The organism is Streptomyces sp. NPDC017890 (genome assembly GCF_044328675.1).
Classification (GTDB): domain Bacteria; phylum Actinomycetota; class Actinomycetes; order Streptomycetales; family Streptomycetaceae; genus Streptomyces.
The window spans coordinates 1-19,429 of the sequence record NZ_JBIRHU010000009.1 but is presented as its reverse complement, the minus strand read 5'-3'; the positions used below and the strand labels follow the sequence as shown (position 1 = coordinate 19,429).

19 protein-coding genes are annotated in these 19,429 nt (G+C 70.5%); 12 read left to right on the top strand and 7 right to left on the bottom strand.

The features are described from left to right. Positions 1-162 precede the first annotated feature (162 nt). Genes ACH4F2_RS13565 through ACH4F2_RS13555 form a run of 3 tightly spaced genes read left to right on the top strand, consistent with a single transcriptional unit; the run spans position 163 to position 2,502 of the window. Positions 163-600: a GntR family transcriptional regulator gene (locus tag ACH4F2_RS13565; protein ID WP_398132884.1), complete on the top strand. Its 438-nt coding sequence runs from the start codon at positions 163-165 to the stop codon at positions 598-600. Between the two features lie 4 nt (positions 601-604). Next, the gene (locus tag ACH4F2_RS13560; RefSeq protein ID WP_398133086.1) at positions 605-1,534 is read left to right on the top strand and encodes an ABC transporter ATP-binding protein; all 930 of its coding nucleotides are present in this window, start codon (positions 605-607) and stop codon (positions 1,532-1,534) included. Beyond that, complete coding sequence (locus tag ACH4F2_RS13555) at positions 1,531-2,502, top strand: ABC transporter permease (protein ID WP_398132883.1); 972 nt, start codon at positions 1,531-1,533, stop codon at positions 2,500-2,502. Before ACH4F2_RS13560 ends, ACH4F2_RS13555 begins: the two co-directional genes overlap by 4 nt. 299 nt (positions 2,503-2,801) lie before the next feature. Here the strand turns inward: ACH4F2_RS13555 and ACH4F2_RS13550 are convergent, their stop codons facing one another. Beyond that, positions 2,802-3,773, bottom strand: coding sequence for a pirin family protein (locus ACH4F2_RS13550; protein ID WP_398132882.1), 972 nt, complete (start codon positions 3,771-3,773; stop codon positions 2,802-2,804). A gap of 146 nt (positions 3,774-3,919) precedes the next feature. Then, positions 3,920-4,387, bottom strand: coding sequence for an SseB family protein (locus tag ACH4F2_RS13545; RefSeq protein ID WP_053134171.1), 468 nt, complete (start codon positions 4,385-4,387; stop codon positions 3,920-3,922). 162 nt (positions 4,388-4,549) lie between these two features. On the opposite strand from ACH4F2_RS13545, the gene ACH4F2_RS13540 reads away from it, so the two are divergent. The 5 genes from ACH4F2_RS13540 (at position 4,550) to ACH4F2_RS13520 (ending at position 11,610) form a co-directional block, all read left to right on the top strand. Beyond that, positions 4,550-6,376: an acyl-CoA dehydrogenase gene (locus ACH4F2_RS13540; protein ID WP_398132881.1), complete on the top strand. Its 1,827-nt coding sequence runs from the start codon at positions 4,550-4,552 to the stop codon at positions 6,374-6,376. Positions 6,377-6,474: 98 nt separating this feature from the next. Next, positions 6,475-7,773, top strand: coding sequence for a M18 family aminopeptidase (locus ACH4F2_RS13535; RefSeq protein ID WP_398132880.1), 1,299 nt, complete (start codon positions 6,475-6,477; stop codon positions 7,771-7,773). A gap of 124 nt (positions 7,774-7,897) precedes the next feature. Next, positions 7,898-8,149: a DUF6458 family protein gene (locus ACH4F2_RS13530; RefSeq protein ID WP_398132879.1), complete on the top strand. Its 252-nt coding sequence runs from the start codon at positions 7,898-7,900 to the stop codon at positions 8,147-8,149. 152 nt (positions 8,150-8,301) lie between these two features. Further along, the gene (locus ACH4F2_RS13525; RefSeq protein ID WP_398132878.1) at positions 8,302-8,796 is read left to right on the top strand and encodes an LURP-one-related/scramblase family protein; all 495 of its coding nucleotides are present in this window, start codon (positions 8,302-8,304) and stop codon (positions 8,794-8,796) included. A gap of 216 nt (positions 8,797-9,012) precedes the next feature. Beyond that, positions 9,013-11,610 carry a peptidoglycan recognition protein gene (locus ACH4F2_RS13520; protein ID WP_398132877.1) on the top strand — a complete coding sequence of 866 codons (2,598 nt, stop codon included), beginning with the start codon at positions 9,013-9,015 and terminating at the stop codon, positions 11,608-11,610. 102 nt (positions 11,611-11,712) lie between these two features. Here the strand turns inward: ACH4F2_RS13520 and ACH4F2_RS13515 are convergent, their stop codons facing one another. After that, on the bottom strand, positions 11,713-12,507 hold the full coding sequence (locus ACH4F2_RS13515) for a carbon-nitrogen family hydrolase (protein WP_398132876.1): 795 nt from the start codon (positions 12,505-12,507) through the stop codon (positions 11,713-11,715). A 196-nt stretch (positions 12,508-12,703) separates the two neighbouring features. On the opposite strand from ACH4F2_RS13515, the gene ACH4F2_RS13510 reads away from it, so the two are divergent. Further along, entirely contained in the window at positions 12,704-13,528 is an 825-nt protein-coding gene (locus tag ACH4F2_RS13510) for a maleylpyruvate isomerase family mycothiol-dependent enzyme (protein WP_398132875.1), read from the top strand. Positions 13,529-13,634: 106 nt separating this feature from the next. Here ACH4F2_RS13510 and ACH4F2_RS13505 read toward each other — a convergent pair whose 3' ends face one another. Then, a complete protein-coding gene (locus ACH4F2_RS13505) occupies positions 13,635-14,963 on the bottom strand; it encodes a nitrate/nitrite transporter (RefSeq protein ID WP_398132874.1) in 1,329 nt (442 codons plus the stop codon). Continuing rightward, complete coding sequence (locus ACH4F2_RS13500) at positions 14,960-15,610, bottom strand: GntR family transcriptional regulator (protein ID WP_398132873.1); 651 nt, start codon at positions 15,608-15,610, stop codon at positions 14,960-14,962. The genes ACH4F2_RS13505 and ACH4F2_RS13500 overlap by 4 nt, the downstream gene beginning before the upstream one ends. A 209-nt stretch (positions 15,611-15,819) precedes the next feature. On the opposite strand from ACH4F2_RS13500, the gene ACH4F2_RS13495 reads away from it, so the two are divergent. The 3 genes from ACH4F2_RS13495 (at position 15,820) to ACH4F2_RS13485 (ending at position 18,274) form a co-directional block, all read left to right on the top strand. Next, positions 15,820-16,764 carry a D-alanyl-D-alanine carboxypeptidase family protein gene (locus tag ACH4F2_RS13495; protein WP_398132872.1) on the top strand — a complete coding sequence of 315 codons (945 nt, stop codon included), beginning with the start codon at positions 15,820-15,822 and terminating at the stop codon, positions 16,762-16,764. A 176-nt stretch (positions 16,765-16,940) separates the two neighbouring features. After that, entirely contained in the window at positions 16,941-17,288 is a 348-nt protein-coding gene (locus tag ACH4F2_RS13490) for a GntR family transcriptional regulator (protein WP_398132871.1), read from the top strand. Further along, on the top strand, positions 17,285-18,274 hold the full coding sequence (locus ACH4F2_RS13485) for a DUF1648 domain-containing protein (protein ID WP_398132870.1): 990 nt from the start codon (positions 17,285-17,287) through the stop codon (positions 18,272-18,274). Before ACH4F2_RS13490 ends, ACH4F2_RS13485 begins: the two co-directional genes overlap by 4 nt. Positions 18,275-18,340: 66 nt before the next feature. Here the strand turns inward: ACH4F2_RS13485 and ACH4F2_RS13480 are convergent, their stop codons facing one another. Both ACH4F2_RS13480 and ACH4F2_RS13475 read right to left on the bottom strand, forming a co-directional pair. Continuing rightward, positions 18,341-18,970, bottom strand: coding sequence for a hypothetical protein (locus ACH4F2_RS13480; RefSeq protein WP_398132869.1), 630 nt, complete (start codon positions 18,968-18,970; stop codon positions 18,341-18,343). Positions 18,971-19,171: 201 nt separating this feature from the next. Beyond that, positions 19,172-19,429, bottom strand: a 258-nt coding sequence (locus tag ACH4F2_RS13475) for a 2-oxo acid dehydrogenase subunit E2 (RefSeq protein ID WP_398132868.1), incomplete at its 5' end; no start/stop codon positions are given.

Below are 19,429 nucleotides of genomic sequence, written 5' to 3'. Positions count from 1 at the left end.
CGCTCGGGTGACGCGGTGTCAGGCCTGGGCCCCGGCCTCCGACATGCCGTGCACCGCCGGGACGCGGCCGGTGGCTGAAATCCTGCCCAGGAAGCCCCTCCGATTGCTGTTGACAACCACTCGCGAACCCCTCCATCATCATTCCACTAATCAAGTAGTGAAATGGTGGTGGTGATCGTGGAGTTCCGCATCAACCGGCGGAACGGAGTCCCCGCCTTCCAGCAGATCGTGCAGCAGACCAAGCAGGCCCTGCGGCTGGGCGTACTGGTTCCGGGCGATCGGCTGCCGACCGCCAAGGAGGTCGCCGAAGTCAGCGCGGTCAACCCGAACACCACCCTCAAGGCGTACCGCGAGCTGGAGCGTGAGGGCCTGGTCGAACCGCGACCCGGCCAGGGCACGTTCGTACGCCGCACACTGGCCCGCCCCTCGGCAAGTACCGACTCACCGCTGTACGGGGAGCTGGTGGCGTGGGTGTCCCGGGCGGCCGAGGCGGGTCTGGAGCAGGAGGACGTGGCCGCGTTGGTCGCCTCGGCCATGGAGAAGCAGTACGCCGCCGGTAGCGAGACGGCGGCCACGGCAACTAGGAGCACTGGTGAGTGACGGTATGTACGCGGGGGAGTCGGCACTTGAGGCGCACGGCCTGGGGATGCGCTACCGGCGGGGATGGGCACTGAAGGACTGTTCCTTCCGGCTCCCGGCGGGACGGATCTGCGGGCTGGTCGGCCCCAACGGGGCGGGCAAGACCACGCTGCTGAGCATCATGGCCCACGTCCTGGAGCCGACGCAGGGCACGCTCAGCGTGTTCGGCGCGGCACCGGGCACGGTGGACTCGGGGCGCACCTCGTTCCTCGCCCAGGAGAAGCCCCTGTTCCGCCGGTTCACCGTGGCCGAGACCCTGCGGCTGGGGCAGGAACTGAACCCCGGCTGGGACCAGCGCGCCGCCGAGGACATCGTCCGCGCGGGCAATGTGCCCCTCGACGCGAAGATCGGCACCCTGTCCGGCGGCCAGCGCACCCGCGTCGCCCTGGCCGTCGCCCTCGGCAAGCGCCCCGACCTGCTGCTGCTCGACGAGCCGATGTCGGACCTCGACCCGGTCGCGCGCAAGGAACTGACAGGCACCCTCCTCGCCGAGACCGCCGAGCACGGCACCACCGTCCTGATGTCCACCCACGTCCTGGCCGAACTGGAGAACGTGTGCGACTACCTCGTCGTCCTCTCCGACGGCGGAGTACGCCTCGCCGGAGACGTGGACGAGCTGCTGTCCGTACACACCATGGTCACCGGCACCAAGGACGGCGAGGGCCTGCCCGCCTCCCTCGCGCTTCACCCCCTCGTCGAGTCCCGGATCAGCGGACGGCAGTTCACCGCCCTGATCCGTCCCGACGGCCCGGCCACCGGCCCCTGGGAGACGGACAGCCCGAGCACGGAGGAACTCCTGCTCGCCTATCTCCGCTCACCCGACGCACCACCTCTGATCACCCCCACCGCCCAGGTCCGGGACCAGGCGTACAACACCCGGACGGTGGCAGCATGAGCTCTCTCACCAGCACCTCGACGACGACCAGGTCCACGGCCCCGGGCACCACGGGCACGGGCCGGCTCCCCCGACTCCCCCAGCCCCTCAAGGGCATGACCTGGCTGGTCTGGCGCCAGCACCGGGCCGCGTTCTGGACCGTCCTCGGCGCCTCCGCGCTCGCCGTGGCGTGCATCGCCTTCCAGCGCTCCCAGCTGCAGATCGACGGGTACACCCACATATCCACGGGACTCCGGCTGGTACCGATCCTGCTCGGTGTCTTCCTCGGTGCCCCGCTGTTCGCCGGCGACCTGGAGAACGGCACCGCCAAGCTGGTCGTCACCCAGTCCGTGAGCCGGACCCGCTGGCTGACCACGAAACTGGCCCTGACCGCGCTGGTGGTCGTGGTGAGCACGGTCGCGCTGTCGGTCGCGTTCGGCTGGTGGTGGAGCCTCTACAAGTCCGAGGTCACGGCCACGGAGTGGATCTCCGAATCCACCTTCGACAACACGGGACCCGTGCCCGTCGCCCTCGCCCTCCTCTCCGTCTTCGGCGGGGTGGCGATCGGTGTGGTGCTGCGCCGCACGCTGATGGCCATGGTGGTCACCCTCGGTTTCACCGTCGTCGTCCAGCTCGTCTGGTCCCACTTCCGGCTGTCGCTCGGCGACGTCGTCACGAGCACGACGAGCAGGGCCTCGGCCGAAACCCCGGTCCAGACGTTGCCCACAGGCGCGCACCGGATGGACGGGTCGACCCCGTACCTCACCGGCGACGGGAAACTCCTCGGCTGGGGCACCTGTGCGGACGCGCAGACGGAACAGGCGCATGAGCTGTGCCTGCAGAAGGCCGATGTCGTGGGCTGGTCGGTCGACTACCTGCCGATCTCCCAGATGAACGGCATGCAGTGGTTCGGCGCCTCGATCCTGCTGGCCCTGACGGCCGCCGTCACGGTGTTCCTCTTCTTCTGGGGCCGTAAGCGCCTCGCCTGAGACCCGTCCCCGGTCCGTGCGGGAGCTCGGACGGCTCGGGCGTATCGAGCCAACTGACGCACCCGACACACCGCCGCACACCCCCGGCACCCCACGTCAGCGGGCACGGCCCCGCCCCCGATGCCGTCGCGCGTCAGTACCGGGCGGGGCCGTGGGTGTGGCTCGTACGCGACTCACCTGCGGGTGCCGTCGACCTCGTCGGACCCGCCCCACTGAGGCGACCAGGAAGGCGGCGGCAAGCGCGGAACGAGCCCTCCCGTGTCCGGGCCGGGCTCGTCCGCGTGTAGCTCCAGCGAGCCCTACAGCCCGGCCTCCGACATGCCGTGCACCGCCGGGACGGTGCCGAGCCGGCCCTTCTGGAAGTCCTCGAAGGCCTGCTGGAGCTCGTCCCGGGTGTTCATGACGAACGGCCCGTAGTGCGCCATCGGCTCCCGGATCGGCTGCCCGCCCAGCAGCACGACCTCCAGGTCGGGCGTGTGCGAGTCCTGCTGCTCGTCCGCGCGGACGGTCAGCGAACCGCCGGCGCCGAAGACGGCGGTCTGTCCCAGGTGGACCGGCCGCCGCTCGGCACCCACGGACCCGCGCCCGGCCATCACGTACGCCAGGCCGTTGAAGTCCTCCCGCCAGGGCAGGGTCACCTCGGCGCCCGGAGCCAGCGTCGCGTGGACCATCGTGATCGGCGTGTGCGTGATCCCGGGGCCCTCGTGACCGCCCAGCTCACCGGCGATGACACGCAGCAGCGCGCCGCCGTCCGGGGAGGTGAGCAACTGGACGCTGCCGCTGCGGATGTCCTGGTAGCGCGGGGCCATCATCTTGTCCCTGGCCGGGAGGTTCACCCAGAGCTGGAGGCCGTGGAACAGCCCGCCGGACATGACCAGCTGCTCCGGCGGCGCCTCGATGTGCAGGAGACCTGAACCGGCCGTCATCCACTGGGTGTCGCCGTTGGTGATGGTGCCGCCACCGCCGTTGGAGTCCTGGTGGTCGAATATGCCGTCGACGATGTAGGTGACGGTCTCGAAGCCGCGGTGCGGGTGCCAGGGCGTGCCCTTCGGCTCCCCGGGCGCGTACTCCACCTCACCCATCTGGTCCATCATGATGAACGGGTCGAGATGGCGGTAGTTGATCCCGGCGAACGCGCGGCGCACCGGGAAGCCCTCGCCCTCGAAACCGCTGGGCGCGGTCGTGACGGTGAGCACGGGACGCGCGACGGCGTCGGCGGGTGCGGATACGCGGGGCAGCGTCAACGGGTTCTCGACGGTCACTGCAGGCATGTCGGTACCTCCTCGGGTACACCCAATTTAGTTGAGCGTTGAACTTTCTGCCACCTCAAACAGAGAAAGCCCGGAGGGCATTCCCTCCGGGCCCCCCGGGCTCGCACAGCGGCGGCACCTGTCAGCCGTCTGCGCGGCGATGGCGCCTAGCCGTACATGCGGCGCATCGCGAAATCGACCATCTGTTCGACCGCCTTCGCGTCGAACACCATCCGGTGCTCGCCCTCCATGTCCAGCACGAAGCCGTAGCCGGTCGGCAGCAGGTCGATCACCTCGGCCCCGGTGATCACGAAGTACTTCGACTCCTTGCCCGCGTACCGGCGCAGTTCCTTGAGGCCGGTGAACATCGGGATCACCGGCTGCTGGGTGTTGTGCAGCGCGAGGAAACCGGGGTTGTCGCCGCGCGGGCAGTAGACCTTCGAGGTCGCGAAGATCTGCTGGAAGTCCTCGGCGGACATCTGGCCGGTGGTGAAGGCGCGCACCGCGTCCGCGAGCGAGGGCGGGGACGGCTCGGGGTACAGCGGCGGCTGCTGCCCGTATCCGCCGGACATCGGCTGCTGCGGCGGGGCGTACTGCTGCTGCTGAGGACCCGCGGTCTGGTCGTAGCCGTACATGCCGCACAGAGTAACGAGTAACGAGTCACAGATGTCCGGCTCGGGGTTGCTTCTTATTACCGGCGGGTAGCATCATCGTAGCTACTACTCGGTACGTGTAGTTGGTATGTGTACAGATGCGAGGAGTCAGTGCCTCGCCGATCTCTCAACGGAGCCGTCGCCATGGGGCACTACAAGCCGAATCTCCGGGACATCGAGTTCAACCTCTTCGAGGTGCTCGGCCGTGACAAGGTTTACGGCACCGGCCCGTTCGCGGAGATGGACACGGACACCGCCAAGAGCGTCCTGGAGGAGCTGACCCGCCTCTCGCAGAACGAGCTGGCCGAGTCCTTCGCCGACGCCGACCGCAACCCGCCGGTCTTCGACCCGGAGACCAACACCGCGCCGGTCCCGGCGTCCTTCAAGAAGAGCTACCAGGCCTTCATGGACTCCGAGTACTGGCGGCTCGGCCTGCCCGAGGAGATCGGCGGCACCACCTCGCCCCGCTCCCTGATCTGGGCCTACGCGGAGCTGATCCTCGGCGCCAACCCGGCCGTGTGGATGTACTCCTCCGGCCCGGCGTTCGCGGGCATCCTCTTCGAGGAGGGCAACGAGGCGCAGAAGCACATCGCGTCCTTCGCCGTCGAGAAGCAGTGGGGCTCCACCATGGTCCTCACCGAGCCGGACGCCGGCTCGGACGTCGGCGCCGGCCGCACCAAGGCGGTCCAGCAGGAGGACGGCTCCTGGCACATCGAGGGCGTCAAGCGCTTCATCACGTCCGGCGAGCACGACATGTCGGAGAACATCCTCCACTACGTCCTCGCCCGCCCCGAGGGCGCGGGCCCCGGCACCAAGGGCCTGTCCCTCTTCCTCGTCCCGAAGTACGAGTTCGACTTCGAGACCGGCGAGCTCGGCGAGCGCAACGGCGTCTACGCCACCAACGTCGAGCACAAGATGGGCCTCAAGGCCTCCAACACCTGCGAGATGACCTTCGGCGACCGCCACCCCGCCAAGGGCTGGCTGATCGGCGACAAGCACGACGGCATCCGCCAGATGTTCCGCATCATCGAGTTCGCGCGGATGATGGTCGGCACGAAGGCGATCTCCACCCTCTCCACGGGCTACCTCAACGCCCTGGAGTACGCCAAGGAGCGCGTCCAGGGACCCGACCTGGCCAACTTCATGGACAAGACGGCCCCCAAGGTCACCATCACGCACCACCCGGACGTCCGCCGCTCCCTCATGACGCAGAAGGCGTACGCCGAGGGCATGCGCGCACTCGTGATGTACACCGCATCCGTCCAGGACGAGATCCAGGTCAAGGAGGCGAACGGCGAGGACGCCGCCACCGAGCACGCCCTCAACGACCTGCTCCTGCCGATCGTCAAGGGCTACGGCTCCGAGAAGGCCTACGAGCAGCTCGCCCAGTCCCTGCAGACCTTCGGCGGCTCCGGCTTCCTGCAGGAGTACCCGATCGAGCAGTACATCCGCGACGCCAAGATCGACACCCTGTACGAGGGCACCACGGCGATCCAGGGGCAGGACTTCTTCTTCCGGAAGATCGTCCGCAACCAGGGCGCTGCGCTGAACTCGCTCGCCGAGGACATCAAGAAGTTCCTCGCCCTCGGCACCGGCGGCGAGGAGCTGTCCGGCGCCCGCGAGCACCTGGCCAAGGCCGCCGTCGAGCTGGAGGCCATCGTCGGCCTCATGCTCACCGACCTCGCCGCCACCGAGCAGGACGTCAAGAACATCTACAAGGTCGGGCTCAACACCACCCGCCTCCTCCTGGCCTCCGGTGACGTGATCGTCGGCTACCTGCTCCTCAAGGGCGCCGCCATCGCCGCCGAGAAGCTGCCGACCGCCTCCGCCAAGGACGTGGCCTTCTACACCGGCAAGATCGCCGCCGCGAAGTTCTTCGCCGCGAACGTCCTGCCCGGCGTCACCATGGCCCGCAAAATCGCCCAGGGCGTCGAGCTGGACCTGATGGAGCTGGACGAGGCGGCGTTCTAGCCCACCGGGGCCCGGTCTCCACACTCCCCTCACACCCTCACGAGGGCCCGCTCCCGCCATACGGGAAGCGGGCCCTCGCACGTCGTTAAGGTGAACCCATGAGCGCACCCACCCGCTTCGACCGCGGCCACACCGACGACCTGATGTCCTTCCTCGCGGCCGGCCCCACGCCGTACCACGCCGTGGCGAGTGCCGCCGAGCGGCTGGAGAAGGCGGGCTTCCGGCAGGTCGCGGAGACGGACGCCTGGGAAGGGACGAGCGGCGGCAGGTACGTGCTGCGCGGCGGTGCGATCGTGGCCTGGTACGTCCCCGAGGGCGCCGCGCCGCACACCCCCTTCCGGATCGTCGGCGCGCACACCGACTCGCCCAACCTGCGCGTGAAGCCCCGCCCGGACAGCGGAGCGCACGGCTGGCGCCAGGTCGCCGTGGAGATCTACGGCGGCCCCCTGATGAACTCCTGGCTGGACCGCGACCTGGGCCTGGCCGGCCGCCTGACCCTGCGCGACGGCACGACCCGCCTCGTCAACATCGACCGCCCGCTGCTGCGCGTCCCGCAACTCGCCATCCACATGGACCGCAACGTGTCCGCGGAGGGCCTCAAGCTCGACAAGCAGCGCCACCTCCAGCCCGTCTGGGGCCTCGGCGACACCGTCAGCGACGGTGACCTGATCGCCTTCCTGGAGGACGAGACGGGGCTCGCCCGCGGCGAGGTCACCGGCTGGGACCTGATGACCCACTCCGTGGAACCCCCGGCCTACCTGGGCCGCGACAAGGAGCTGGTGGCCGGTCCCCGCATGGACAACCTCCTGTCCGTGCACGCCGGGGTGGCCGCCCTGGCCGCGGTCTCGGCCTCCGGCGCGGACCTCCCGTACATCCCGGTGCTGGCCGCCTTCGACCACGAGGAGACCGGCTCCCAGTCGGACACGGGCGCGGACGGCCCGCTCCTCGGCAGCGTGCTGGAGCGCTCGGTGTTCGCGCGCGGCGGCTCGTACGAGGACCGGGCCCGTGCCTTCGCCGGCACGGTCTGCCTGTCCTCGGACACCGGCCACGCCGTCCACCCCAACTACGCGGAGCGGCACGACCCGACGCACCAGCCGCGCGTCAACGGCGGCCCCATCCTCAAGGTCAACGTCAACAACCGCTACGCCACGGACGGTTCGGGGCGTGCCGTGTTCGCCGCCGCCTGCGAGAAGGCGAACGTCCCGTTCCAGACGTTCGTCTCCAACAACTCCATGCCGTGCGGCACGACCATCGGCCCGATCACCGCGGCCCGGCACGGCATCAGCACCGTGGACATCGGCGCGGCCATCCTCTCGATGCACAGCGCCCGGGAGCTGTGCGGCGCCGACGACCCGTACCTGCTGGCGAACGCGCTGGTGGCGTTCCTGGAGGGCTGATCCCGCGCGCACTCCCGGCCGGAACACCCGTGTGTCGCATGGGTGTTCCGGCCGGGGGTACCCGCACGGAACCGGATCGGCCGGAAACCCGGAACCGACCGGATCTGACAGGGAGGCAACACTCATGGGCCTCGGCGGGTGCATCATCCTCATCGCCGTGGGAGCCGTCCTCACGTTCGCGACCGACTGGGACATGCAGGGCGTCAACATCGACCTGGTCGGTGTCATCTTCATGATCGTCGGACTGATCGGTGTCGCGACGTTCAGCAGCATCGCCCGGCGCCGCCGCGTCGTGATGCCGCCGACGACCCCGGTCGTCGATGACCGGCCCCACCCCCACACGCGGGACGGGTACCACAACGGCTACGGCGCCTGACCGCCGCCACGGGTGTCAGGCGTGCGCGGCCGGCCACGGCAAGGACAGGAGCCGGACCGGCCGGCACGCGCGCCGCGGGTCCACGCCGCCGCACTCAGCCTGTCGGCCTACGTACCGCGTCCCCCGGCGCCCGGCGGGGAAGCGATCAGGTCATGAGATTCCTCGTGTACGACCGGCTCCTCGGCATCGGTGACGACTACTGGATCGAGGACGACAGCGGCAACAAGGCGTACCTCGTCGACGGCAAGGCGATGCGGCTGCGGGACACCTGGGAGCTGAAGGACACCCAGGGGCGTGTGCTCATCGACATCCATCAGAAGATGTTCACCCTGCGCGACACGATGGTGATCGAGCGGGGCGGTGAGCCCCTGGCGCGGATCAGGCGGAAGCGGCTGTCGCTGCTGCGCAACCACTACCTGGTCTCCCTGGCCGACGGTACCGAGCTGGACGTCAGCGGCAAGATCCTCGACCGGGAGTTCGCCGTCGAGTACGACGGTGAGCTGCTGGCCGTCGTCTCCCGGCGGTGGCTGACCCTCCGGGACACCTACGGTGTCGACGTCGTCCGGGACGACGCGGACCCGGCGCTGCTGATCGCGCTGACGGTGTGTGTGATCCACCTGGCGGAGAAGGAGCGGGGGGACGACTGACGGGCGGTGCGTGACGGAGCGGACGGGGATCACGGCACCCGGCCGTACGGCACCCGCCCCGCGCTCCGGCGCGCATGACGTCACGGGCAGCCTCTCTTCCCGCCCCGGCATAGGACGTTCGTTCGCGGATCAGTACCATGCGGTCGATCGTTCGTGTCATGTTCATACAGGGGTGGGGACAACTTGAGATTGAGACGTCGAGTACGCCGTACGGCCGTGGGCGCTGCCCTCGGTGTCACCGCGGTCCTGAGTTTCCAGAGCATCGCGGGCGGTGCCGCCGTCGGGACCGCGAACGAGACGGCGCACCACCCGAGCGTCTACAGCGCCGCCGGGCAGGAGTCCGCACCCGTCAAGAGCGAGGTGCACAGGCTGGCGCTCACCGACAAGGGAGCGGGAGAGGCCGTGCTGTCCCGGCGGGACACCGAGCGCTTCGCCCTCCTGGGTGTCTCCTGGACGGACCCCGCAGCGAAGCTCGCGGGCACCATCCAGGCGCGGGCCAGGAACGCCGAGACGGGTGAGTGGAGCGAGTGGAAGGACCTCGAGCCCTACCCGGCGATGCTCGACGGCCGCCGCGCGGGCGCGCGCGGTTCCACCGAGCCGGTCTGGGTCGAAGCCTCCGACGGCGCTGAGGTCCGCGTCAGCGACGGCGCCGCCCGCGGCACGCTGCCGGCCGGGCTCCGCCTCGACCTGGTCGACCCGGGCACCACCGAGGCCGATGGCACCTCCGGGAACCTGAACGCGGAGCCCGCCGCCTTCGCGCAGGACGTGCCGCCCACGACGCCCGGCCCGGCGTCCTCGGCGCCGCAGCCGGCCATCGTCTCCCGTGCCGACTGGGGCGCGGACGAGAGCCTGAACGACGAGGGCCCCGTCTACCTGCCGGACGGCAAGATCCGTGCCGCCTTCGTGCACCACACGACGGACGCGGAGTACGACTGCTCGGAGTCCGCCGCGGTGGTCCGGGCGATCCACGTCTACCACGTGAAGACCAACGGCTGGCGCGACCTCGGATACAACTTCCTCGTCGACAAGTGCGGCAAGATCTTCGAGGGTCGGCAGGGCGGCATCGACCAGCCGGTGATGGGAGCCCACACCTACGGCTGGAACTCCCAGTCGACGAGCGTCTCCTTCATCGGCGACTACACGGAGCAGACCGCCCCCAACGCGGCCCTGGTCTCGGCGTCGCGGGTGATCGCGTACAAGCTCGGCCAGTACGGCGTCGACCCGGCCGGCAAGGCCCTGCTGACCGCGGGCGCCACGCAGACGAACTACTTCCGTACGTCCTTCACCGCCGGTCAGAACTACACCTTCGACGCCGTCTCCGGGCACCGCAACGGCTACAACACCGAGTGCCCCGGCACCATGCTGTACCCGCAGCTGCCCACCATCCGCGGCTACGCGAGCGGCACCGTGGCGGGTCTCACCGTCACGTCGCTGGGCGGTGAGGCGGCCAAGGCGGGCAGCGGCTACCAGACGCCCGGCCAGGCCACGGTCAACTGGACCACGTCCACGCAGAACGGCCTGATCAGCAAGTTCGAGGTGCTGGTCGACGGCCAGGTCGCCGCCTGGAGCTGGGGTCACATCCGCACGTCGTCCGTCACGATCGAGGGATACGGCGCCCACGCGGTGGCCGTCCGCGCCACGCACACCTCGGGCAAGGTGACGACGTCCGCTCCGGTCACGGTCACCGTGCCCGGCCCGAAGACCTTCAAGCCGGTCACCCCGACCCGGCTGATGGACACCCGGTCCGGCCTGGGCGTGGCGAAGGCCAAGGTCGGCTCCGGCGACGAGGTGGTCCTGCAGGTCACCGGCAACGGCGTCGTCCCGTCCACCGGTGTCGGCGCGGTCGTCCTGAACGTCACCGCGACCAACCCGACGTCGACGAGTTACGTGTCCGTCTACCCGAACGGCACCGAGCGCACGTCCGCGTCGAACCTGAACTTCACCGCCGGCCGGACCATCCCCAACCTGGTGGTCGTCCCGGTCATCGACGGCAAGGTGCGGTTCTACAACCACGCCGGCACGGTCGACCTGCTCGCCGACGTCACGGGCTACTACACGACGGACGCCAGCGGCTCGACCCACGTCAACATCGGTCCGAAGCGGTTGATGGACACCCGCTACGGCACCGGCGTGCCGAAGGCGGCCGTCGGCCCGCAGGGCCAGGTCACGCTCCCCGTCGCCGGCGTCCAGGGCGTCCCGGCCGAAGGCGTCACGGCGGTGGTCCTGAACGTGACCGCCACCAACCCGACCTCGTCCTCGTACGTCTCGGTCTACCCGAACGGCACGATTCGCACCGCCGCCACGAACCTCAACTTCACCGCCGGCCAGACCATCCCCAACCTGGTGGTCGTCCCCGTCGTCAACGGCGAGGTGAACTTCTACAACCACGCCGGCACGGTCGACCTGATCGCCGACATCACCGGCTACTTCACCTCGGGGACCGAGGGTGCCTCGCACATCAACATCGGTCCGAAGCGGCTGATGGACACCCGCTACGGCACCGGCGTGCCGAAGGCGGCCGTCGGCCCGCAGGGCCAGGTCACGCTCCCCGTCGCCGGCGTCCAGGGCGTCCCGGCCGAAGGCGTCACGGCGGTGGTCCTGAACGTGACCGCCACCAACCCGACCTCGTCCTCGTACGTCTCGGTCTACCCGAACGGCACGACCCGCACCGCCGCCTCGAACCTCAACTTCACCGCCGGCCAGACCATCGCCAACCTGGTGGTCGTCCCGGTCGTGAACGGTGAGGTGAACTTCTACAACCAGTGGGGCTCGGTCGACCTGATCGCCGACATCACCGGCTACTTCACCAAGTGAGTCCCGCCTGACTCCGAGCGGTGAGTCACATCGGCTCCCAAGGCCTGCTTCCGGCCTTGGGAGCCGACGTCGTCCCACGGGCCGCAGACGCACCCGGCGGGCCTACCGCCGAGGTGTCTCCAGCCCCAGCACCCGGTCCCTGAGGGCCGGGAACTGTTCGCGGGTCCGCGCCACCTTCGCCGGGTCGAACTCCACCGTGAGGACCTCCTCGTCCGCGCCGGCCTCCGCCAGCACCTCGCCCCACGGATCGACCACGACCGAGTGACCGGCCTGCGGAACTCCGGCGTGCGTCCCGGCCGTTCCGCACGCGAGGACGAACGCCTGGTTCTCCACCGCCCGGGCCCGGGCGAGGAGCGTCCAGTGGGACCGGCGGCGTTCCGGCCAGCCCGCCGGGACGACGAGCGTCTCGGCACCGGCCTCGACAAGACCGCGGAAGAGTTCGGGGAAGCGGAGGTCGTAGCAGGTCGCCACGCCCAGGGTCGTCCCGGGCAGACGGACCGTCACCAGCTCGCGCCCCGCGCCCATCAGCACGGCCTCGCCCTTGTCGAAGCCGAACCGGTGGATCTTGCGGTAGGCGGCGGCCAGGTCACCGGAGGGGGAGAAGACGAGAGAGGTGTTGTAGAGCTGTCCGTCGGGAGCGCGCTCGGGGACGGACCCCGCGTGCAGCCACGCGCCGGCGTCGCTCGCCGCCTTCGCCATCGCCTCGTACGTCGGGCCCTCGAGCGGCTCTGCCTGCGCGTCGAAGTCCTCGAAGGCGAACGCGCCCGTGGTCCACAGCTCCGGCAGCACGACGAGATCGGCGCCCGCTTGTTCCCGTACCAGCGACGCCATCCGCCGGCGTCGCGCTTCGACGGATTCGCCCTCGTTCACGGCGATTTGGATCAAAGAGGCGCGCACGTTACCACCGTCCTGCCATTCGGGCCGTCCCCAAGGGTGTCCACACGGCCTACGATCGTCACACGAAAGCACTGCCGGGGTGCCGCACAGCAGCGTAACTTAGCGTCTCGATACGCCCACTGACCGCCGTCACCTCCCGCAGGCACCACCGCCGAAACAACCCGCCCGTGTACCGACCGCCGAGGGGTCCCGTTCCGTGAGTCTGCATCCCACCCTCCAGCCCTACGCCGACGCCTGGACTCACTCCATCGAGGCGATAACCGAGCTGGTCCAGCCGCTTGTGGAGGCAGAGTGGAACCGCCGCACCCCCTGCCCGGGCTGGTCGGTGCGCGACATCGTCTCCCACGTCATGGGTCTGGACTCCGAGATGCTCGGCGACCCGCGCCCCATCCACACGCTCCCGCGCGACCTCTTCCACGTCACCAACGACCACCAGCGCTACATGGAGATGCAGGTCGACGTCCGCCGCCACCACACGGCGCCGGAGATGACGTCCGAGCTGGAGTACATGATCATCCGGCGTAACCGGCAGCTGCGGAACGAGTCGCGGGACCCCGGCACCAAGGTGCGCGGCCCGCTCGGCACCGAGCTGACCCTGGAGGAGGCGATGCGCCGGCACGCGTTCGACGTGTGGGCGCACGAGCAGGACCTGCGCACGGCTCTCGGCCGTCCCGGCAACCTCGACTCTCCCGGCGCGCACGTCACCCGTGACGTCCTGCTCGCCGCACTGCCCGCCGTCGTCGCCGAACGCGCCGACGCGCCGCGCAGCTCCGCCGTCGTCTTCGACGTCCACGGCCCGGTCGAGTTCCTGCGCACGATCCGCGTCGACATCCAGGGCCGCGGCACCCTGGAGACGGCCCCCGCCCTCGGTCCCGCCGCCACCCTCACCCTCGACTGGGAGACCTACGTCCGCCTGGCCTGCGGCCGCGTGAGCCCGCAGGCGGCGGCGGACCGCATCAAGACGGAGGGCGATCCCGACCTGGCGGCGGCGATCCTGCGGAACTTCGTGGTCACCAAGTGACGTCGGCGAGAAGTGGGTTCAGCCCGTCCGGCGTCTAAGGACGAGACCGTTCGGGCCGAAGGCGGGGCCTGGGGGCGGCAGGCCCCGGCCAGGCCCGCACCCGCGCCTACACAGGCACGTGCACCGTCTCCACCCGGCTCGCCACAAGCCGCTCCCGCTCCCTGCGCGCCGCCCGCTTCCGCAGCCGCAGGATCTGCGTGACACCCAGCGCCTGCAGCACGAACACCGACGAGAAGGCGATCCCGTAGTCGTCCCCGGTCGCGTCCAGCAGCATCCCGACCGCGAACAACGTGGTCATCGACGCCACGAAACCGCCCATGTTCGTGATCCCGGACGCCGTCCCCTGCCGCTCCGGCGGATTCGCCGGCCGCGCGAAGTCGAAGCCGATCATCGACGCCGGCCCGCACGCGCCGAGCACGGTGCACAGCACGACGAGCAGCCACATCGGCGCACGGTCGGCCGGGTACGCGAGCGTCGCCGCCCACAGGAGCGCCGTCGCGCCCACCGTGCCGAGCGCCAGCGGCAGCCGGGCCGCGTGGTGCCGGGCGATGACCTGGCCGTAGACCAGACCGACCGTCATGTTGGACAGCACGACGAGGGTGAGCAGCCCGCCCGCCGTGGCCCGGGACAGACCCTGCGCCTCGACCAGGAACGGCATCCCCCACAGCAGCAGGAACACCATCGCCGGGAACTGGGTGGTGAAGTGCACCCACAGCCCGAGCCGCGTCCCCGGCTCCCGCCAGGACGTCGCGATCTGCCGCCGTACGTACGCGGCGCCCTGATGCGGCAGCGGCTCCGGCTCGTGCCCCTCGGGGTGGTCCTTCAGGAACAGCAGCAGCAGGACGAAGACGACCACGCCCGCCAGCGCGCTGCCCGCGAACGCCGCCGTCCAGCCGATGCCGTGCAGCAGCCGGGCCAGGACGAGGGTGGAGACCAGGTTGCCCGCCATGCCGACGAGGCCGGCGAGCTGGGCGACCATCGGCCCGCGCCGGGCGGGGAACCAGCGGGTGCCGAGCCGCAGCACGCTGATGAACGTCATCGCGTCCCCGCAGCCCAGCAGCGCCCGCGAGGCGAGCGCCATGCCGTACGACGGGGAGAAGGCGAAGCCCAGCTGCCCCACCGTGAACAGGACGACGCCGATGCCCAGCACCTTCTTGGTGCCGAGCCGGTCGACCAGCAGGCCGACGGGTATCTGCATACCGGCGTAGACCAGCAGCTGGAGGATGGAGAAGGTGGACAGGGCGGAGGCGCCCACGTGGAAGCGGTCGGCGGCGTCGAGGCCGGCCACACCCAGGGACGTACGGAAGATGACGGCGACGAAGTAGACGGAGACGCCCACGCTCCAGACGGCGATGGCGCGCCGGCCGCCTGGGGGTGCTCCCTTCGGGGGAGGATCTCCGGGCAGTGTGTTCCCGGCCGACGTGGCCGAACTCATCGGACCTCCCCCCGGGCCAGGTGCGAGAACCAGCCCACGTGCCGGTGGACCACACCGACGGCCGCCTCCGCGTCCCCGGCGCGCAGCGCTTCGAGGATCTCCTCGTGCTCGGCGAGGGTCTTGGCGATCCGGTCGGGGTGGGAGTGCATGACGGCGACGCCCATGCGCAGCTGGCGGTCGCGGAGCTGGTCGTAGAGGCGGGAGAGGATCTCGTTGCCGCCGCTGCGGACGATCTCGGCGTGGAAGCAGCGGTCGGTGACGGAGGCGGCGGCGAAGTCACCGGCGGCCGCCTGCTCCTTCTGCCGGTCGAGCAGTTCCGCCAGCCGCTCCACGAGGGCGGGCGGGGCGGGTACGGCCTTGCGCGCCGCGTGCTCCTCGACCAGCAGCCGGGTCTCCACCACGTCCGCGATCTCCTGCGCGGAGACGGGCAGGACCAGTGCGCCCTTCTTCGGGTAGAGCCGGATCAGCCCCTCGGCCTCCAGCCGGAGCAGCGCCTCGCGCACCGGTGTGCGGGAGACCCCCACGGCCTCGGCGAGCTCTCCCTCGGTGAGCAGCGTCCCACCCTCGTAGCGACGCTCGAGGACGCCCTGCTTGACGTGGGTGTAGACGCGGTCAGCCGCGGGGGGTTGCTTCACTGCCGTGGTCATGCCGACAGGATAGATACAACAGGGACGCAAGAAGAGCCCGGTCCAGCATGCGGACGTCCGGCCACTCGTCAGGAGGACGCGGTGAACCGCCCCGGCCACCGCGCGGGCCATCCGTGCTATTCACGTGTCGCACGGGCGCGGGCCGGGACCGCATCGACCACAACTCGGCCGCGCATCAGGGGAATTAAACCGAAACCGGGGTACTCGACTTGATAAACGTCATTCAGGGCATCTGCCTCCGCAGAGCCGTCACCGTCGCCCTGACCGGTGGCGCCGTACTCGCGACCGGAGTCCTCTCCACCGCGCCCGCACAGGCCGCCGGCACGCCCGCCCGGGCCGCCGCCGCACCCGCTCGGGCCGCCGCCGCGCCCTCGGTCGTCGCCAAGGGCGGCTTCGTGATGAACGACGCGACCGGCAGGTCGCTCTACACCAAGGCCGCGGACACCAAGCGCCCCACCGGTTCCACCACCAAGATCATGACCGCCAAGGTCGTGCTCTCGCAGCCGAAGCTGAACCTGGACGCCAAGGTCACGATCCAGATGGCGTACAGCGACTACATCGTGTCGAAGAACGCCTCCTCCGCACGCCTGATCGTCGGCGACAAGGTGACGGTCCGGCAGCTGCTGTACGGGCTGATGCTGCCGTCGGGCTGCGACGCCGCGTACGCGCTGGCCGACAAGTTCGGCTCGGGCAGGACGCGGGCGGCCCGGGTCAAGTCGTTCATCGGCAAGATGAACGCCACCGCCAAGAGCCTCGGCCTGAAGAACACGCACTTCGACTCGTTCGACGGCATCGGCAACGGAAGGAACCACTCCACGCCGCGCGACCTGACGACACTCGCGAGCAGTGCGATGAAGAGCTCCACCTTCCGCACGATCGTGAAGACGAAGAAGTACACGGCGAAGACCATCACCAAGAAGGGCGACACCCGCACGATGGCGCCCTGGACCAACACCAACACGCTGCTCGGCAGTTACAGCGGCGCGATCGGCGTGAAGACCGGGTCGGGCCCGGAGGCCAAGTACTGCCTGGTCTTCGCCGCGACGCGGAAGGGCAGGACCGTCATCGGCACCGTCCTGACCTCCTCGTCCTCGGCCCAGCGCGCCAAGGACGCGACGAAGCTCATGAACTACGGCTTCGCCGGGCTGGGCTGACACCCGCCCCGCCCCACCCGCCTCCCAACGGGCCCGTCGCCGCCGCGACGGGCCCGTTCTCTGCGCCGGCCCCTGCCCTGCTCCTCCCTTGCCCCTGCCCCTGCCTCTGCCCCTGTACCTGCCCCTGTACCTGTACCTGTACCGATGAAGCGCATGGTGATAGTTTCATTAGCACCATGCTGCTGAGTCTGGACACAAACGACACCCGCCCCCTGCACGAGCAGGTCGCCGGCGCCATCCGACGTGCCATCGCCGAGGGGGAGTGCGCCCCCGGGGACCGCCTGCCCTCGGCGCGCGACCTCTCCGACGCCCTGGACGTCAACGTCAACACCGTGCTGCGCGGCCTGCGCGGCCTGCGGGACGAGGGCCTGCTGGAGTTCCGCCGCGGCCGGGGAGTGACCGTGGCCGAGGGCGCCCGACCGCACTCCGGGCTTCAGATCCGCGTACGGGAGCTGATCGCCGAGGCGGCACGGCTGGGCTACAGCAGGACCGATGTCATCGACATGATCAAGGAGATGCCGTGAAAGACACGACAGTGGCGGTTCGGACGACGGCCGCGGTGTGGACGGTCGGTGTCACGGCGGTACTCGCCGGACTGCCGCTCGTGGCACGGGGGCGGCTGCCCGACCGGCTGGCGACGCACTGGGACCTGGACGGAGGAACCCCGGACGGCTCGATGCCCCTGTGGGCGGCCTCCCTCCTCCCGGCACTGATCTGGCTGGTGACGGCGGCGGCGGTCACCGTTCCGCTGATGCGGGCCGGCCCGTCGGCGGCACGCCCGTGGATCACCGCGACCCTGCTCCCCACCGGCATCATCCTGGCCGGCGCCCAGGCCGCCGTCGTCCGTGCCAACCTGGACCGCGCGGACTGGCACGAGGCCCGTCAGCCGACCGCGTGGGTCGTCGCGGTCCTCGTACTGGCCGCGCTCGCGGGAGTGGCCGGGTGGCTGGTCGTCACCCGGCGATCCAGCGCCTCGGGCCACGGCGGGACGCCCGGCGGCGACGCCCCCGCGCTGGACCTCCCTACGGGCCGGCGACTGGCGTGGTTCTCCCGGACCGCGAACCCCTGGCTCCAGCTGCTGGCGGCCGTGACCGGCCTGGTAGCCGTGGCCGCGCTCATAGTCCTGGCCGGCGGCCTGGCCTCCCCGGGCGGCCTGTGGACGCTGTTCGCCGGCAGCGCCGTCGTGTCCCTCGCCTGCGCACTGTTCTCCTCGGTGCAGGCGCGCGTCTCGGAGCGCGGTCTGGAGGTGTCCTTCGGCCCCCTCGGCTGGCCCGCTCGGCGCTGGACGCCCGGTGACATCGACACGGCGCGGGCCGAGATCCGCCGGCCCGCCCAGGTCGGCGGCTGGGGCTACCGCCTCAGCGGCCTCGGCACGACGGTGATGCTCCGCGCCGGGGAGTGCCTGGTCGTACGCGGCCGGGGCAGCCGTACGGACTTCGCGGTGAGCGTCGACGACGCGGAACGCGGTGCGGCCCTGCTCAACGCACTGCGCACGGGCCGGAGTTCCTGAGAGCGCGGCTCCCCGCGGCACCGCCCGGAGTGGGTGCCGCACGGAGCCGCGCTCCCGGCGATGCGGTCATCGGCCATGGGCACCACGATCACGGGGCCCAGCCCGCTCCCTGAGCGCCCGTGCGAACGCGTCCGGTGTATCGGCGGAGACGTAGACGGTGTCGACGTCCACGGCGTCGCCGTCGCCGAGTTCCATCGGCACCGGCGGGTCCAGGTGCAGCCGGACGCTGATCGTGCCGCCGAGGGAGCAGGCGACGGCGGCCGGCTCGGCGGGCACCCGGCGCAGGCCGCGGCCGGGGATGGTGCGCAGGCTGAGAGCGGCCGAGCGCACCGCCGGGCGCGGCAGGTCGAGGCTGCCCATGAATCCGGTGTGCAGGACGACCCGGGAGGCGGTGACCGTGTGGGGATTTCGGGTGAGCGCCGCCAGGACGCCGAAGCCGGTGAGGATGAGGGCGAGCTCCAGGAGCGCGTGGAACGGCCGGGCCGGCGGGGGCAGGATCGCGGAGACGAGGAAGGCCACCGGAATCTCGGTGAGCGTCAGGGCCAGAACCATGGTGCGCAGTTCGGCGGAGTGGCGTATCGCCGACGTCCCCGGCCCGTCATGGGCCGGCGGGCGGCGCGTGACGACGGCACGCAGGGACCGGTACAGGATGTGCGCCCGGTGACGCACGGGTGGCTTGGGGATCACCTTCGGCACGGCTCGTCAACCTCCTGGCGGGCTCGTCGGGCGGCCGGGAGGCCCCATGAACGATCCTCGCCGCCGAGATCGCCGGATCCCAGTGACATCCGTCATGGACGGGCCGGGAACGACGGAGCCGCGCGCCCCGGGTCGGGACGCGCGGCTCCGTCTGTCCTGCTCTACGTGCCCTGTCTGGTTGCCCTGTCTGGTTGCCCGGCTCTAGGTCCAGGTGAGCAGGCGCTTGGGCTGTTCGAGGACGGCCGCCACGTCGGCGAGGACCTTGGAGCCGAGTTCGCCGTCGACGAGGCGGTGGTCGAAGCTGAGCGCGAGGGTGGTGACCTGACGGGGTTTCACCTTGCCCTTGTGGACCCAGGGCTGGAGCTTGATCGCGCCGATCGCGAGGATGGCGGACTCGCCGGGGTTGAGGATGGGGGTGCCGGTGTCGACGCCGAAGACGCCGACGTTGGTGATGGTCAC

Bases quoted from the DNA above. Each gene is read 5' to 3' on its own strand.
- ACH4F2_RS13565 (WP_398132884.1), top strand. From the start codon at position 163: ATGGTGGTGGTGATCGTGGAGTTCCGCATCAACCGGCGGAACGGAGTC.
- ACH4F2_RS13560 (WP_398133086.1), top strand. From the start codon at position 605: ATGTACGCGGGGGAGTCGGCACTTGAGGCGCACGGCCTGGGGATGCGC.
- ACH4F2_RS13555 (WP_398132883.1), top strand. From the start codon at position 1,531: ATGAGCTCTCTCACCAGCACCTCGACGACGACCAGGTCCACGGCCCCG.
- ACH4F2_RS13550 (WP_398132882.1), bottom strand. From the start codon at position 3,773: ATGCCTGCAGTGACCGTCGAGAACCCGTTGACGCTGCCCCGCGTATCC.
- ACH4F2_RS13545 (WP_053134171.1), bottom strand. From the start codon at position 4,387: ATGTACGGCTACGACCAGACCGCGGGTCCTCAGCAGCAGCAGTACGCC.
- ACH4F2_RS13540 (WP_398132881.1), top strand. From the start codon at position 4,550: ATGGGGCACTACAAGCCGAATCTCCGGGACATCGAGTTCAACCTCTTC.
- ACH4F2_RS13535 (WP_398132880.1), top strand. From the start codon at position 6,475: ATGAGCGCACCCACCCGCTTCGACCGCGGCCACACCGACGACCTGATG.
- ACH4F2_RS13530 (WP_398132879.1), top strand. From the start codon at position 7,898: ATGGGCCTCGGCGGGTGCATCATCCTCATCGCCGTGGGAGCCGTCCTC.
- ACH4F2_RS13525 (WP_398132878.1), top strand. From the start codon at position 8,302: ATGAGATTCCTCGTGTACGACCGGCTCCTCGGCATCGGTGACGACTAC.
- ACH4F2_RS13505 (WP_398132874.1), bottom strand. From the start codon at position 14,963: ATGAGTTCGGCCACGTCGGCCGGGAACACACTGCCCGGAGATCCTCCC.
- ACH4F2_RS13500 (WP_398132873.1), bottom strand. From the start codon at position 15,610: ATGACCACGGCAGTGAAGCAACCCCCCGCGGCTGACCGCGTCTACACC.
- ACH4F2_RS13490 (WP_398132871.1), top strand. From the start codon at position 16,941: ATGCTGCTGAGTCTGGACACAAACGACACCCGCCCCCTGCACGAGCAG.